This window comes from Clostridium sp. CTA-19, from assembly GCF_054767855.1.
On sequence record NZ_BAAABH010000051.1, the window covers coordinates 1 to 16,272 of the forward strand.

14 protein-coding genes, 1 pseudogene and 1 other annotated feature are annotated in these 16,272 nt (G+C 34.2%); all 15 genes and pseudogenes read left to right on the forward strand.

Features of this window, described 5'->3' with window-relative positions:
* On the forward strand, positions 1-142 hold a 142-nt coding region (locus tag ACYUE0_RS16880; protein WP_460271629.1), incomplete at its 5' end, for an EF-Tu C-terminal domain-related protein.
* A gap of 265 nt (positions 143-407) precedes the next feature.
* A complete protein-coding gene (gene rpmG / locus ACYUE0_RS16885) occupies positions 408-557 on the forward strand; it encodes a 50S ribosomal protein L33 (RefSeq protein WP_010295376.1) in 150 nt (49 codons plus the stop codon).
* A gap of 35 nt (positions 558-592) precedes the next feature.
* Entirely contained in the window at positions 593-817 is a 225-nt protein-coding gene (secE, locus tag ACYUE0_RS16890) for a preprotein translocase subunit SecE (protein ID WP_010295374.1), read from the forward strand.
* Between the two features lie 45 nt (positions 818-862).
* The gene (gene nusG, locus ACYUE0_RS16895; RefSeq protein WP_061995579.1) at positions 863-1,384 is read left to right on the forward strand and encodes a transcription termination/antitermination protein NusG; all 522 of its coding nucleotides are present in this window, start codon (positions 863-865) and stop codon (positions 1,382-1,384) included.
* A gap of 91 nt (positions 1,385-1,475) precedes the next feature.
* Positions 1,476-1,901, forward strand: a complete 426-nt coding sequence (rplK, locus tag ACYUE0_RS16900) for a 50S ribosomal protein L11 (RefSeq protein WP_061995580.1) — start codon at positions 1,476-1,478, stop codon at positions 1,899-1,901.
* 59 nt (positions 1,902-1,960) lie between these two features.
* Positions 1,961-2,650, forward strand: coding sequence for a 50S ribosomal protein L1 (gene rplA, locus ACYUE0_RS16905; RefSeq protein ID WP_061995581.1), 690 nt, complete (start codon positions 1,961-1,963; stop codon positions 2,648-2,650).
* Positions 2,651-2,701: 51 nt separating this feature from the next.
* Positions 2,702-2,834: a sequence feature (ribosomal protein L10 leader region), on the forward strand.
* Between the two features lie 32 nt (positions 2,835-2,866).
* Complete coding sequence (gene rplJ, locus ACYUE0_RS16910; RefSeq protein ID WP_061995582.1) at positions 2,867-3,370, forward strand: 50S ribosomal protein L10; 504 nt, start codon at positions 2,867-2,869, stop codon at positions 3,368-3,370.
* Positions 3,371-3,437: 67 nt separating this feature from the next.
* On the forward strand, positions 3,438-3,803 hold the full coding sequence (gene rplL, locus ACYUE0_RS16915; RefSeq protein ID WP_061995583.1) for a 50S ribosomal protein L7/L12: 366 nt from the start codon (positions 3,438-3,440) through the stop codon (positions 3,801-3,803).
* A 281-nt stretch (positions 3,804-4,084) separates the two neighbouring features.
* Positions 4,085-7,798, forward strand: coding sequence for a DNA-directed RNA polymerase subunit beta (rpoB, locus tag ACYUE0_RS16920; RefSeq protein WP_199870902.1), 3,714 nt, complete (start codon positions 4,085-4,087; stop codon positions 7,796-7,798).
* Between the two features lie 22 nt (positions 7,799-7,820).
* A complete protein-coding gene (gene rpoC / locus ACYUE0_RS16925) occupies positions 7,821-11,354 on the forward strand; it encodes a DNA-directed RNA polymerase subunit beta' (protein ID WP_199870903.1) in 3,534 nt (1,177 codons plus the stop codon).
* A gap of 107 nt (positions 11,355-11,461) precedes the next feature.
* Positions 11,462-11,698, forward strand: coding sequence for a ribosomal L7Ae/L30e/S12e/Gadd45 family protein (locus ACYUE0_RS16930; RefSeq protein WP_061995586.1), 237 nt, complete (start codon positions 11,462-11,464; stop codon positions 11,696-11,698).
* A 130-nt stretch (positions 11,699-11,828) separates the two neighbouring features.
* Complete coding sequence (gene rpsL / locus ACYUE0_RS16935; RefSeq protein ID WP_010295350.1) at positions 11,829-12,206, forward strand: 30S ribosomal protein S12; 378 nt, start codon at positions 11,829-11,831, stop codon at positions 12,204-12,206.
* A gap of 158 nt (positions 12,207-12,364) precedes the next feature.
* Positions 12,365-12,835, forward strand: a complete 471-nt coding sequence (rpsG, locus tag ACYUE0_RS16940; protein WP_061995587.1) for a 30S ribosomal protein S7 — start codon at positions 12,365-12,367, stop codon at positions 12,833-12,835.
* Positions 12,836-12,910: 75 nt separating this feature from the next.
* A complete protein-coding gene (gene fusA, locus ACYUE0_RS16945; RefSeq protein ID WP_460271751.1) occupies positions 12,911-14,974 on the forward strand; it encodes an elongation factor G in 2,064 nt (687 codons plus the stop codon).
* Positions 14,975-15,127: 153 nt separating this feature from the next.
* Positions 15,128-16,265: pseudogene (gene tuf / locus ACYUE0_RS16950) on the forward strand (elongation factor Tu).
* Positions 16,266-16,272: the final 7 nt, after the last annotated feature.

Genomic DNA, 16,272 nt, shown 5'->3' on the forward strand with positions numbered 1-16,272 from the left:
GGAAATGGTAATGCCAGGAGATCACATCGACATGAACGTTGAATTAATAACTCAAGTAGCAATGGATGAGGGATTAAGATTCGCGATCAGAGAAGGTGGAAGAACTGTAGGATCAGGAGTTGTTACTTCAATAGTTAAGTAATAATAAAAAGAAATCACCATAATAGGACTGGGTTTCTAACCTAGTCCTTTTAAAAGGCATTTTGAATAAAAAGGCCAAAATGAATAAAAAATGAAAAAACAGAAATACTTACCAAAGATAAAGCTACTAACTAATTTGTTGACATATTTAAAAACTTGTGATAAATTAATTGGGTAGTTAAAAATTCGGATTTTAATTTCTAATATAATAAAGACAATACGATTAAGTTTAAGATAAATCACTCGTGAATTAGGAGGTGTAGACTGTGAGAGTTAAAGTGACTTTAGCATGCACAGATTGCAAACAAAGAAACTACAATACAATGAAAAACAAGAAAAACAACCCAGACAGAATAGAAATGCAAAAATATTGCAAATTCTGCCACAAACATACACTTCATAAAGAAACAAAATAATTATACCTAATTAAAATTGGGGATGTGAAAAAAAGATGGCTAAGAATGTTGAAAAAAAGTCAAATACAAAAAAGAAGCGTTCAGGAGTCATTCAGTTTTTTGTAGACTTAAAAGCTGAGTTCAAAAGAGTAACTTGGCCTTCCAAGAAAGAAATTAAAAAAGCTTCTGGAGCAGTGATTAGCTTTTGTCTTCTTTATGTGATTCTAGTAGGTTTGTTGGATACTGGTTTCAATAACCTCTTTAAAATGTTCTTCAAATAATAGAAAAAGGGAGGTAGGGGATTGGTTTAATCAACCCCTGAAGTTATGACAGGAAAAGCTAAATGGTATGTTGTTCATACTTATTCTGGATATGAAAACAAAGTAAAAGCTAACCTTGAAAAAGCTATTGAAAATAGAAACCTTGAAGAGTTCATTCATGACATTCAAGTTCCTATGGAAGAACAAGTTGAAATCAAGGATGGCAAGAAAAAAGTAACTTACAAAAAAATATTCCCTGGATATGTAATGGTTAGAATGGTTATGACAGATGACTCTTGGTATATCGTAAGGAATACTAGAGGAGTTACAGGATTTGTTGGACCAGGATCAAAACCAGTGCCTCTAACAGAAGAAGAGGCAAAAAACATGGGAATTGTTGAAAAATCAATTTCTATAGATATAGAAGTTGGGGAGCAGGTAAAAATAGTATCTGGCCCATTTGCAGAATTTATGCTTTCTATACAAGAAATAAATATAGAGAAGCATAAAGTAAAAGGTCTAGTTGATATGTTTGGCAGGGAAACTCCTGTTGAACTTGATTTTAATCAAATAGAAAAAATGGATTAAGCTTATAAGATAAAATCTTAATATAGATTTATTCTTATTAAGTGGGAGGGCTTTTAAAGTCCGATTACCACAATATAGGAGGTGTAAACTCATGGCTAAGAAAATAACAGGAATGATAAAACTTCAACTTCCTGCAGGAAAAGCAACACCAGCACCACCAGTTGGACCAGCATTAGGACAACATGGTGTTAATATCATGGGATTCTGTAAGGAGTTTAACGCAAAAACTGCTGATAAGGCTGGATTAATAATACCAGTAGTAATTACTGTATTCCAAGACAGATCATTCAGCTTCATACTAAAAACTCCACCAGCAGCAGTTCTTTTAAAGAAAGCAGCTGGAATCGAGAGTGGTTCAGGCGTACCTAACAGAACAAAAGTTGCTACAGTAACTGCAGCTCAAGTTAGAGAAATAGCTGAATTAAAGATGCCAGATTTAAACGCTGCATCAGTAGAAACTGCTATGAGCATGATAGCTGGAACAGCTAGAAGCATGGGAATAACAGTAGAAGAATAATTCGATTTTTAAATTAGTGGGAGGCAAAAACCGTTAATACCACAAAGGAGGATAGCAATATGGGAAAAAACTACATAGAGAGTGCTAAATTAGTAGAAAGAAACACTCTATATACACCATCAGAAGCTATGGAGCTTGCGATAAAAACATCAAAAGCAAAATTTGATGAGACAATAGAAGTTCACGTAAGACTTGGTGTTGACCCAAGACATGCGGATCAACAAGTTAGAGGAGCAGTTGTTCTACCTCATGGAACTGGTAAAACAGTTAGAGTTTTAGTTTTCGCTAAAGGCGATAAAGCTAAAGAGGCAGAAGCAGCAGGCGCAGACTTCGTTGGAGCAGAAGAATTAGTAGAGAAAATCCAAAAAGAAAACTGGTTTGGATTTGATGTAGTTGTTGCTACACCAGATATGATGGGAGTAGTAGGAAGATTAGGAAGAGTATTAGGACCAAAAGGATTAATGCCAAACCCTAAATCTGGAACAGTTACATTTGATGTTACTAAAGCTTTAGCTGACATTAAAGCTGGTAAAGTTGAATACAGAGTAGACAAAACTGCTATAATACACGTTGGAGTAGGTAAAAAATCTTTTGGAGAAGCTAAATTACAAGAGAACTTCACTACTTTAATGGATGCAGTAGTAAAAGCAAAACCAGCTGCAGCAAAAGGACAATATATAAAATCAGTTACAGTAGCAAGCACAATGGGTCCTGGAATTAAAATCAACCCAGCAAAAGTTACTGAATAATTTTAAAAAATATATTGACTAGTTGCAACAAGTATGTTAGAATCTTAAAAGTTGAATATAATAAATATTCCGTAGACAGTAGGTGCCTTTGGCGTAACAGATTAACCTACCGAGGGTTCTAATAGAACGTGATGATTTTATTGGTCTCTTCGTATGTTTGCGGGGAGACTTTTAATTTTAAATAAACAGTGAAAGCTGTGAGGAGGTGGACACACAGTGCAAAGCAAAAACAGAGCATTAAAAGAAGCAAAAGTTGCTGAAATAAAAGAAAAATTAGAAAAAGCTCAAGGCGTTATACTAAGTGAATATCAAGGATTAACAGTTGAGCAAGACACAGAATTAAGAAAGAATTTAAGAGAAGCTGGTGTTGAGTATAAAGTTTACAAAAACACATTAGTAGCATTAGCTGCTAAAGAGCTAGGAATAGAAGGATTAGAAACATACCTTCAAGGACCTGTATCAATAGCATTTGGTTATGAGGATCCAACAGCTCCAGCAAGAATATTAAATGATTTCGCAAAAGCTAACAAAAAGCTACAATTAAAAGCTGGAGTAGTTCAAGGCGAATTATTTGATGGAGATAAAGTTAAAGAGCTTGCTTCAATACCACCAAGAGAGGTATTACTTGCAAAACTTCTTGGAAGTTTCAAAGCTCCATTATCAAACTTAGCGTACTTATTAACTGCTATAGCAGATAAAAAAGAAGAAACAGCTGAGTAAGAATATACAAACAAAACACTATAACAAAGATAAAAAAAGAAAGATAAATTTCGGAGGTGCATTTAAAATGACAAAAGAGCAAATAATAGAAGCTATAAAAGAAATGAGCGTTTTAGAATTAAATGAATTAGTTAAAGCTTGTGAAGAAGAATTCGGAGTAAGCGCAGCTGCACCAGTTGCAGTAGCAGGAGCAGCAGTTGCAGGAGCAGCAGCAGAAGAAAAAACTGAATTTGAAGTAGTTCTAGCAAGTACTGGAGCTAACAAAATAAAAGTTATAAAAGCAGTTAGAGAAATAACTGGATTAGGATTAAAAGAAGCTAAAGAAATAGTTGATGGAGCTCCTAAAACATTAAAAGAAGGCGTAAGCAAAAACGAAGCTGAAGAAATGAAAGCTAAATTAGAAGAAGTTGGAGCAGCTGTAGAAGTAAAATAGTTGCAACATTAACAAAAAAAGGAGTACTTTCATAGTGCTCCTTTTTTCATCTAAAGCTTGACTTTAGGTTGAAAATGTGATAAAATAATTCAATGCGAAAGTAATTAGACAGTTTAAGTTATGTAATTAATTGTAGAAAAAAGAAGAAATATATATATGTGAATAAAAATTCTACAATTGGTTATAATAGCATGATGAAAAAGTGTGAAGTCCGAAAACACAAAGTCCTAGGGGATAGTGGGTTTTTGGGTTATTTTAGTTTATACAAGGGGTGAAAGCTGATGGTACATCCTGTCAAAAATGGAAAAAGAACAAGAATGAGTTTTGCTCGAGTAGGCGATAAGGCAAACATGCCTAATCTAATTGAGGTTCAATTAGATTCATACAATTGGTTTTTAAAAGAAGGTTTACAAGAAGTATTTGAAGACATTAATCCAATTCAAGATTATACAGGAAATTTAGCCTTAGAATTTGTTGGCTATAAGCTTGATTTTGATAACATCAAATACAGCGTAGAACAATGCAAAGAAAGAGATACAACTTATGCAGCACCACTAAAAGTAAAAGTTAGATTACGTAATAATGAGACTGGAGAAATAAAAGAACAAGATGTCTTCATGGGAGATTTCCCATTAATGACGGAACAAGGAACTTTTGTTATAAATGGTGCAGAAAGAGTTATTGTAAGCCAGCTTGTTAGATCACCAGGTGTCTACTATAACTATTCAGTTGATAAAACTGGTAAAAAGTTATTTACATCTACTGTTATACCAAACAGAGGTGCATGGCTAGAATACGAAACAGACTCAAATGACATTATATATGTAAGAATTGATAAAACTAGAAAAATACCAATAACAGTTCTTGCAAGAGTAATGATGCACTATGGTAGTGATGCTGAAATATTAGATTTCTTTGGTGAAGAAGAAAGATTAAAAGCTACTATAGAAAAAGATAATACTAAAGATAGAAATGAAGCATTATTAGAGATTTATAAAAGATTGAGACCGGGTGAACCACCAACTGTTGACAGTGCTATTTCATTGATAGATTCATTATTCTTTGATGCAAAAAGATATGATTTATCTAGAGTTGGAAGATATAAATTCAACAAAAAGTTAGCTATTCATTTAAGAATCGCTAATCAAATAGCTGCTGAAAACATAGTAAACCCTTCAACTGGCGAAATAATAGTTGAAAAAGGGGAAAAAATTGACAGAGATGTTGCGCTAGATATTCAAAATTTAGGAATAAACTCTGTTGACATATTAGTAGAAGACAAAGTTTTAAGAATAATAGGAAACCACTTTGTTGATATAACTAAACATGTAGACTTTGATGTTAAGGAATTAAATATAAGAGAATTAGTTCACTATCCAACACTTAAAGAAATCTTAGATAATAACAGTGATGAAGATAGTATAAAAGAAAAAATCAAAGCAAACATAAACAAATTAATACCTAAACATATAATCAAAGATGACATATATGCAACAATAAGTTATGAGTTAGGTTTAGCTTATGCAATTGGATATGTAGATGATATAGATCATTTAGGAAATAGAAGATTAAGATCAGTAGGAGAATTATTACAAAACCAATTTAGAATTGGACTTTCAAGAATGGAAAGAGTTGTTAAAGAAAGAATGACAATTCAAGACCAGGAAGTAATAACTCCACAGGCATTAATTAACATAAGACCAGTGGTTGCATCTATAAAAGAATTCTTTGGTAGTTCACAGTTATCACAGTTCATGGATCAAACAAACCCATTATCCGAATTAACACATAAGAGAAGATTATCTGCATTAGGACCAGGAGGACTTTCAAGAGAAAGAGCTGGTTTTGAAGTAAGAGACGTTCACTATTCACATTACGGAAGAATGTGTCCAATAGAAACTCCAGAGGGTCCTAATATAGGACTTATAAACTCATTAGCTACTTATGCTAAAGTTAATGAATATGGATTTATAGAGACTCCATTTAGAGTTATAGATAAGAAAACTGGAGTAATTACAGATGAAATAAGATACATGACTGCTGATGAAGAAGATAACTATATAGTTGCTCAAGCGAATGAACCAATTGGAGAAGACAATATATTCGTAGATAAAAAGGTAACAGTTAGAGCGAAAGCTGAGGTTATAGTTGTTCCAAGAGAAGAAGCTGATTTAGTTGATATTTCTCCAAGACAAATAGTTTCAGTTGCTACAGCAATGATTCCATTCTTAGAGAATGATGACGCATCAAGAGCACTGATGGGATCAAACATGCAACGTCAGGCAGTTCCACTATTAAGAACACAAGCGCCTGTTGTTGGTACAGGAATAGAATTTAAAGCTGCTGTAGATTCTGGAGTATTACCAAAAGCTAGAAATGCTGGAACAGTAATTTACGTGAGTGCAAATGAAATTAGAGTAAAAAGAGATGAAGATGGCGGAATGGATTCTTATAAACTTCTTAAGTTTAAAAGATCTAACCAAGGTACTTGTATAAACCAAAGACCTATAGTTGATAAAGGTGAAAAGGTTGATAAAGGTACAGTACTTGCAGATGGTCCGTCTACGGATTTAGGAGAAATAGCTTTAGGAAAGAACATACGTATAGGATTTATAACTTGGGAAGGTTATAACTACGAGGATGCTATGTTAATTTCAGAAGAATTAGTAAGAGAAGATATATTTACTTCAGTTCACATAGAAGAGTATGAAGCAGAAGCTAGAGATACAAAGCTAGGACCTGAAGAAATAACAAGAGATATACCAAATGTAGGTGAAGAAGCGCTTAAAGATATCGACGAAAGAGGTATCATAAGAATAGGTGCTGAAGTAAGATCTGGAGATATATTAGTAGGTAAAGTAACTCCAAAAGGAGAAACTGAACTAACTGCTGAAGAAAGATTATTAAGAGCTATATTTGGAGAAAAAGCAAGAGAAGTTAGAGATACATCTTTAAGAGTACCACATGGTGAAGCTGGAATTATAGTAGATGTGAAAGTATTTACGAAAGAGAACTCAGATGAGTTACCTCCTGGAGTAAATCAATTAGTAAGATGCTATATAGCACAAAAAAGAAAAATATCTGTCGGAGATAAAATGGCGGGAAGACACGGTAACAAAGGTGTTATTTCAAGAGTTTTACCAGAAGAAGATATGCCGTTCTTACCAGATGGTAGACCACTACAAATATGCTTAAACCCATTAGGGGTTCCTTCTCGTATGAACATTGGTCAGGTACTAGAAGTTCATTTAGGATGGGCAGCTAGTGAATTAGGTTGGCATATAGCAACACCAGTATTTGATGGTGCATTAGATAGTGATATAGAAGATTGCTTAGAAAAAGCAGGATATAATAGAGATGGAAAAACAGTTTTACATGATGGTAGAACTGGAGAAGCCTTTGATAGTAGAGTTACAGTTGGATACATGTATATATTAAAACTGCATCACTTAGTTGATGACAAAATACATGCTAGATCAACAGGTCCATACTCATTAGTTACTCAACAACCACTAGGTGGTAAGGCTCAATTCGGAGGACAAAGATTTGGAGAGATGGAAGTTTGGGCACTTGAAGCATACGGTTCAGCGCATACACTTCAAGAAATCTTAACAGTTAAGTCAGACGATGTTGTAGGAAGAGTTAAAACTTATGAAGCAATAGTTAAAGGTGAAAATATATCTGAGCCAGGAATACCTGAATCATTCAAAGTTCTTATAAAAGAATTACAAGCACTTTGTTTAGATGTAAAACTTTTAAATGACTCACAAGAAGAGATCAGATTAAAAGAAGCTGCAGAAGAAGAATTAGAAGACTTAGAAGTTAATATAGAGGGTACTGAGGAACAAACTCCAAAAGAACCTGAAAAAGAATATATAGAACCAATAGAAGAAGAAGTAGAAGCAGAAGAAGAAGTAGAGATAGAATATGAAAATTTACCTCTAGATTTTTCTGATGACGTAATAGAAATAAATGATTTCAATGATGAACACTAAAAATTGAAGGGAGGATGTACCCTTGGTTGAATTAAATAATTTTGAAGCAATACAAATTGGTCTTGCTTCTCCAGAACAGATAAGAGAGTGGTCTAGAGGAGAGGTAAAAAAACCTGAAACAATTAATTATAGAACATTAAAACCAGAAAAAGATGGTCTATTCTGTGAAAGAATATTTGGACCTATGAAAGACTGGGAATGTCATTGTGGAAAATATAAAAGAGTAAGATATAAAGGGATAGTTTGTGACAGATGTGGAGTTGAAGTTACAAAAGCTAAAGTAAGACGTGAGAGAATGGGGCATGTAGAACTTGCTGCCCCTGTATCACACATTTGGTACTTCAAAGGAATTCCATCTAGAATGGGATTAATTCTAGATATGTCACCAAGATCACTAGAAAAAGTATTATATTTTGCTTCATATGTAGTATTAGATGCAAAGGATACTCCATTAGAGAAAAAGCAAATATTAACTGAAAAAGATTTTAGAGAAGCTGTTGACAAATACGGATATGATGGATTTGTAGCAGGAATGGGAGCAGAATCTGTAAAAAGACTTCTGCAAGACATAGATTTAGAACAGTTATCTTTAGAATTAAAAGAAGAATTGAAAACTAGTAGTGGTCAAAAGAAAGTTAGAACTATTAGAAGATTAGATGTTGTAGAATCTTTTAGAAAATCTAGCAATAAACCTGAGTGGATGATTATAGATGTAATACCTGTAATACCGCCAGATTTAAGACCTATGGTTCAATTAGATGGTGGAAGATTTGCTACATCAGATTTAAATGACTTATATAGAAGAGTTATAAATAGAAATAATAGACTTAAAAAACTTTTAGATTTAGGAGCTCCAGACATAATTGTAAGAAATGAAAAAAGAATGTTACAAGAAGCTGTAGATGCTCTTATAGATAATGGTAGAAGAGGTAGACCTGTTACAGGACCAGGAAATAGACCGTTAAAATCTTTATCAGATATGTTAAAAGGTAAACAAGGAAGATTTAGACAAAACTTACTTGGAAAACGTGTTGACTATTCTGGACGTTCAGTTATCGTTGTAGGACCTGAATTAAAAATGTACCAATGTGGTCTTCCAAAAGAAATGGCATTAGAATTATTTAAGCCATTTGTTATGAAAAAGCTAACAGAAAGTGGAATCGCACATAATATTAAAAGTGCTAAAAGAATGGTTGAAAGAGTAATGCCTCAAGTATGGGATGTACTAGAAGAAGTAATAGTAGACCATCCAGTATTACTAAACCGTGCTCCAACTCTACACAGACTTGGAATACAAGCATTCCAACCAGTTCTAGTTGAAGGAAGAGCTATAAAACTTCATCCATTAGTTTGTACAGCATATAACGCTGACTTTGATGGAGACCAAATGGCTGTTCACGTTCCGCTATCAGTTGAGGCTCAAGCAGAAGCAAGATTCTTAATGTTAGCTGCACATAATATATTAAAACCATCTGATGGTAAACCAGTATGTGTACCTACTCAGGATATGGTTCTAGGATCATATTACTTAACTTTAGACAAAGATGGTGCTAAAGGTGAAGGAAGAATGTTCTCTTCACCAGAAGAAGTTTATATGGCATATCAATGCAAAGATATAGATATACATGCTAAAATAAAAGTTAGACTTTCTAAAATCAAAGATGGTGAATTAGTTAGTGGAATCATTGATACTACACCAGGTAAGTTATTATTTAATGAATCTATACCTCAAGATTTAGGATTCGTTGATAGAAGTTTACCTGAAAATGAGTTCAAACTAGAAATTGATTTCTTAGCAAGTAAGAAAAATCTAGGAAAAATTATAGATAAGTGCTATTTAAAATATGGCGCTACAGAAACATCTAAAATGCTTGATAACATAAAAGCTAGAGGATATCACTTCTCATCTATAGGAGCGATTACAGTTGCTACATCAGATATGGAAGTTCCAGAAGCTAAAAAAGCATTGCTTAAAGAAGCAGATGAAACAGTTGACAAAATTGAAAAAATGTACAGAAGAGGATTCATATCTGAAGATGAAAGATATAACAGAGTTATAGATAAGTGGACTAAGACTACTGAAGATATAGCGAATGCCTTAATGGACAGCTTAGATAAATTCAATCCTATAGCTATGATGGCAGATTCAGGAGCCAGGGGTTCTAAGAGTCAGATCAAACAGCTTGCAGGTATGAGAGGTCTTATGGCTAATCCATCAGGTAAGATTATAGAACTTCCTATCAGAGCGTCATTCAGAGAAGGTCTAGACGTACTTCAATACTTTATTTCAACTCACGGAGCTAGAAAAGGTAACGCCGATACAGCTCTTAAAACAGCTGACTCAGGATACTTAACAAGAAGACTTGTTGATGTAAGTCAAGATGTTATAGTAAGACACGAGGATTGCGGAACTCATGAAGGATTCGAAGTAAGTGAAATAAAAGAAGGTAGCGAAGTAATAGAATCATTAAGTGAAAGACTTACAGGTAGATATAGTGCAGAGGATATAATTGATCCAAAAACTGGAGAGATTATAGTTCCAAACGATACTTATATGGATATTCATCTTGCTGAAAGAGTTGAAAAAGCAGGAGTGAAGAAAGTAAAAATAAGATCTGTATTCACATGTAAAGCAAAAATAGGAGTATGTTGTAAGTGTTATGGTATGAACATGGCAACAGCTCAAAAGATAAATATAGGAGAAGCAGTTGGTATAATTGCAGCTCAATCAATTGGTGAACCAGGAACACAGCTTACAATGAGAACATTCCATACAGGGGGAGTTGCCGGAGCGGATATCACTCAAGGTCTTCCAAGGGTTGAAGAGCTATTTGAAGCTAGAAAACCAAAAGGATTAGCTATCGTAAGTGATGTAGCTGGTGAAGCAAGAATAGAAGAAACAAAGAAGAAGAGAACTGTTATAGTTGTTGCAAATGATGGCGAAGAATTCAGCTATGATATACCATTTGGATCTAGAGTAAAAGTTGCTAATGGTGAATTCATTGGAGCTGGAGACGAGATAACAGAAGGTTCAGTTAACCCACATGATATCATAAGAATTAAAGGTGTTAATGGAGTTAAAAACTATCTTCTTTCTGAAGTTCAAAAGGTTTATAGATTACAAGGTGTTGATATCAACGATAAACACTTAGAAGTAGTTGTAAGACAAATGACAAGAAAAGTTAAAATAGAAGAATCTGGAGATACTGAGTTATTACCAGGTACAATGATAGATATGTTTGATTTCGAAGCAGCTAATGAAAAAGTATTAGCTGAAGGTGGAGTACCAGCAGAAGGTAAAATAACACTACTAGGAATTACTAAAGCTGCCTTAGCTACAGATTCCTTCTTATCAGCAGCATCATTCCAAGAAACTACAAGAGTTCTTACAGATGCAGCGATAAAAGGAAAAGTAGATCCATTAGTTGGATTAAAAGAAAATGTAATTATAGGTAAGTTAATTCCAGCTGGAACTGGTATGAATCGTTACAGAACTATTAAAATATCTACAGAAAATGAAACAGAAGAAAAAAATGAAGAAAATTTAGAAGCCTAACAGAATAAAAGTAAGAATATATTTTATTGACAGTATAGGCCTAAGGTGATAAAATACAGAATGTGTGATTTTATGAAAGGTTACACTAGTATATGAGGGGTGAAAATATGGTAAGCAGACTTACAGGCGAAAAAGTTGTTGGAATTAAGCAAACAACTAAAGCATTAAAAGCTAAGCAAGGTAAAATATTGTATATAGCAAAAGATGTAGATCCAAAGATTGCAAACCCTATTTTAGAGTTAGCAAAAGCTAATTACCTGCAGATTGAGTATGTTGAAACAATGAAAGATTTAGGGAAACTATGCTCTATAGATGTTTCAGCGGCCACTGCGCTCATATTATAATAATTGTTATTAGATATTTAATATAAATATATCTATATCATCATACATTAGTACTTGGTATTAGTGTATGATGTTTAGATAGATATACTATTAGAAATTAATAGTATGCTAAAATATAGGAGGTGAAATAATGCCAACAATCAGCCAATTAGTTAGAAAAGGAAGAAAATCTTTAGCAACTAAATCAACTGCACCAGCATTAAAAGAGTGTCCACAAAAAAGAGGAGTTTGTACAGTAGTTAAAACAACAACTCCAAAAAAACCAAACTCAGCTTTAAGAAAAATTGCAAGAGTTAGACTTACAAATGGATATGAAGTTACTGCTTACATCGGTGGAGTTGGACACAACTTACAAGAGCATAGTGTTGTTCTTATAAGAGGTGGAAGAGTTAAAGACTTACCAGGGGTAAGATACCACATAGTAAGAGGAGCTCTAGATTCAGCAGGAGTTGCAAACAGATTACAATCAAGATCTAAGTATGGTGCTAAGAAACCAAAACAAAAATAATTGGTTTCAATTGATTGAGCTAAGAGGTGCGATGCCTTCGGCATTTATATAGATTATACATACATTAATTTAAATAAATTTAGTTGAAGCAGAGTGCTTTGCGGTAGAAATATCGAGTACCTATGAGTTAATTTTAAATTGTTAAGGAGGGAAGAAAAGTGCCAAGAAAAGGATTTATAGCAAAAAGAGATGTATTACCAGATCCAGTTTATAATTCAAAAGTTGTTACTAAGTTAATAAACAATGTTATGGAAGATGGTAAAAAGGGAGTAGCACAAAAAATATGCTACGACGCATTTGAAATAATAAAAGAAAAAACTGGCAAAGAAGCTTTAGAAGTTTTCGAAGAAGCAATGAACAATATAATGCCATTATTAGAGGTTAAAGCAAGAAGAATAGGTGGAGCTACTTACCAAGTGCCTATCGAAGTTAGAACTGAAAGAAGACAAACATTAGGACTAAGATGGTTATTAATGGCTTGTGAAAAAAGAGGCGAAAAGTACATGAGAGAGAGACTTGCAAACGAGTTAATCGACGCTTCAAATAACACAGGAGTAGCTGTTAAAAAGAGAGAAGATACTCATAAGATGGCAGAAGCTAATAAAGCTTTCGCTCATTACAGATATTAATATTGAAACTGTTTTGGCTCTGCCAAAACAGTTTTGTCAAATTTTAAAATCACTCGTTGAGAGGAGGAAACAAACGTGGCTAGACAATATGAATTAGAAAAATTTCGTAATATCGGAATAATGGCTCATATAGATGCTGGTAAAACAACAACAACAGAGCGTATATTATTCTACACAGGAAGAACTCACAAAATAGGAGAGACTCACGAAGGTGGAGCTACAATGGACTGGATGGTTCAAGAGCAAGAGAGAGGTATAACAATTACTTCTGCAGCAACAATGTGCTTTTGGAGAGATCACGTAATAAACATCATAGATACACCAGGACACGTAGATTTTACAGTTGAGGTTGAAAGATCTCTAAGAGTTCTTGATGGAGCTGTATGTGTATTCTGTGCAAAGGGAGGGGTTGAACCTCAATCTGAAACTGTTTGGAGACAGGCAGATAAGTACAGTGTACCAAGAATGGCATATGTAAACAAAATGGATATAATGGGTGCTGACTTCTTCAGAGTTGTAAGCATGATGAGAGATAGATTACATTGTAATGCAGTGCCAATACAATTACCAATAGGAAAAGAAGAAAACTTTGCTGGAATAATTGACTTATTAAAAAATAAGGCAGAAATCTACAAAGATGATCTTGGAAGAGAAATCGAAGAAACTGACGTTCCAGAAGATATGAAAGAATTAGCTGAAGAGTATAGAGCTGCTTTAATAGAAGCTATTGCAGAACTTGATGAAGAGTTAATGATGAAATACCTTGACGGAGAAGAGTTAACTATAGAAGAGTTAAAAGTTGCTTTAAGAAAAGGTGTATGCAACAATGAAATCGTTCCAGTAATGTGTGGATCATCTTACAAAAACAAAGGTGTTCAAATGATGATTGATGCTTCTGTTGATTACATGCCATCACCACTTGATGTACCATCTATAAAAGGTACAGATGCTGTAACTAATGAAGAAGTTGAAAGACATGCAAATGATGATGAACCATTAGCTGCGTTAGCATTCAAAATAGCTACTGACCCATTTGTTGGTAAATTAGCATTCACTAGAGTTTACTCAGGAGTAATGGAAAGTGGTACATATGTATTAAATGCTAATAAAGGCAAAAAAGAAAGAATCGGAAGACTTGTTAAAATGCATGCTAATGCAAGAGAAGAAGTTAACGAATTAAGAGCAGGAGATTTAGGTGCTGTTATAGGACTTAAAATGACAACTACAGGAGATACATTGTGTTCAGAAGACTCTCCAGTTATTCTAGAAAACATGGAATTCCCAGAGCCAGTTATAGAAGTTGCTATAGAACCAAAATCAAAAGCAAGCCAAGAAAAAATGGGAATATCTTTAGCAAAACTTTCAGAAGAGGATCCAACATTTAAAACTTGGACTAATCATGATACAGGACAGACAATAATAGCAGGTATGGGAGAGCTTCACTTAGAAATCATCGTTGATAGACTTCAAAGAGAATTCAAAGTTGAGTGTAACGTAGGTAAGCCTCAAGTTGCTTATAAAGAAACAATCAGAAAAGAAGTTAAAGCTGAAGGTAAATTCGTTAGACAATCAGGTGGACGTGGACAATACGGTCATGCTGTAATAGAATTAATACCTCACAAAGGAGAATATGAATTCGAAAATGCTGTTGTTGGAGGATCAGTACCAAAAGAGTACGTAGGACCTATCGATAACGGAATTAGAGAAGCTTCTGAAGCTGGTATTCTTGGAGGATTCCCAGTTCTTAACTTCAAAGTAAGATTAGTTGACGGATCATACCATGATGTTGACTCATCTGAAATGGCATTCAAAATTGCTGGATCTATGGCATTCAAAAATGCTATGGCTAAAGCAGAGCCAGCAATACTTGAACCAATAATGAGAGTTGAAGTAGTTATACCAGAAGAGTACATGGGAGACGTTATGGGAGACATAAACTCTAGAAGAGGTAGAATAGAGGGAATGGAAGCTCAAAACGGAGCTCAAACAATAAAAGCAATGGTACCACTATCAGAAATGTTCGGATATGCAACAACTTTAAGATCTAGAAGTCAAGGTAGAGGTAACTACAGTATGGAATTCGCTGCTTATGAAGAAGTTCCAAAAAGCTTACAAGAGCAAATCATAGGAAAAAAATAATAAATCTTTAAGATTTATAAAATAATATATATAATACTTTAAAGTATATAAATTGCATTTACATTGTTAAATGTAAATGCAGTTATGATCGATCGAAATTAATACATTTTTAAAATGTTAAACTTAATGGATTTAATTAAGGAGGAATTAGAAATGGCAAAAGCAAAATTTGAAAGAAGTAAACCGCACGTTAACATAGGAACTATAGGACACGTTGACCACGGTAAAACAACATTAACAGCTGCAATCACAACAGTATTAGCAAACAGAGGATTCGCAGAGGCATTTAAATATGACGAATGAGTATGAAACAGATGCAAGACACTATGCACACGTTGACTGTCCAGGACATGCTGACTATGTTAAGAACATGATCACAGGAGCAGCACAAATGGATGGAGCTATCTTAGTTGTATCAGCAGCAGATGGTCCAATGCCACAAACAAGAGAGCACATACTACTAGCATCAAGAGTTGGAGTACAATACATAGTAGTATTCTTAAACAAAGCAGATATGGTAGATGATCCAGAATTAYTAGAATTAGTTGAAATGGAAATCAGAGAGCTATTAAGCGAATATGACTTCCCAGGAGATGATATTCCAGTAGTAACAGGATCAGCATTAAAAGCATTAGAAAACCCAACAGATGAAGCAGCAACAGCATGCATCATGGAATTAATGGGACACGTAGATGAATACATTCCAACACCAGAAAGAGCTACAGATAAAGCATTCTTAATGCCAGTAGAGGACGTATTCACAATAACAGGAAGAGGAACAGTAGCAACAGGAAGAGTTGAAGCTGGAATTCTTAAAGTTGGAGACGAAGTTGAAGTAGTAGGATTAAGCGAAGAGAAAAGAAAAACTGTATGTACAGGAGTTGAGATGTTCAGAAAACTTCTAGATCAAGCAGAAGCAGGAGATAACATCGGAGCTTTATTAAGAGGAATACAAAGAACTGACATCCAAAGAGGTCAAGTATTAACTCAACCAGGAACAGTAAATCCACACAAAAAATTCGTAGGTCAAGTATATGTACTTAAAAAAGAAGAAGGCGGAAGACATACACCATTCTTCGATGGATACAGACCACAATTTTACTTCAGAACAACTGATGTAACAGGATCAATCAAATTACCAGACGGAATGGAAATGGTAATGCCAGGAGATCACATCGACATGAACGTTGAATTAATAACTCAAGTAGCAATGGATGAGGGATTAAGATTCGCGATCAGAGAAGGTGGAAGAACTGTAGGATCAGGAGTTGTTACTTCAATAGTTAAGTAATAATAAA

Excerpts from the sequence above, each read along its gene's own strand:
- secE (WP_010295374.1), top strand. The coding sequence starts at position 593 with ATGGCTAAGAATGTTGAAAAAAAGTCAAATACAAAAAAGAAGCGTTCA.
- ACYUE0_RS16930 (WP_061995586.1), top strand. The coding sequence starts at position 11,462 with ATGGTAAGCAGACTTACAGGCGAAAAAGTTGTTGGAATTAAGCAAACA.
- rplL (WP_061995583.1), top strand. The coding sequence starts at position 3,438 with ATGACAAAAGAGCAAATAATAGAAGCTATAAAAGAAATGAGCGTTTTA.
- rplK (WP_061995580.1), top strand. The coding sequence starts at position 1,476 with ATGGCTAAGAAAATAACAGGAATGATAAAACTTCAACTTCCTGCAGGA.
- nusG (WP_061995579.1), top strand. The coding sequence starts at position 863 with ATGACAGGAAAAGCTAAATGGTATGTTGTTCATACTTATTCTGGATAT.
- rpsL (WP_010295350.1), top strand. The coding sequence starts at position 11,829 with ATGCCAACAATCAGCCAATTAGTTAGAAAAGGAAGAAAATCTTTAGCA.
- rpoB (WP_199870902.1), top strand. The coding sequence starts at position 4,085 with ATGGTACATCCTGTCAAAAATGGAAAAAGAACAAGAATGAGTTTTGCT.
- rplA (WP_061995581.1), top strand. The coding sequence starts at position 1,961 with ATGGGAAAAAACTACATAGAGAGTGCTAAATTAGTAGAAAGAAACACT.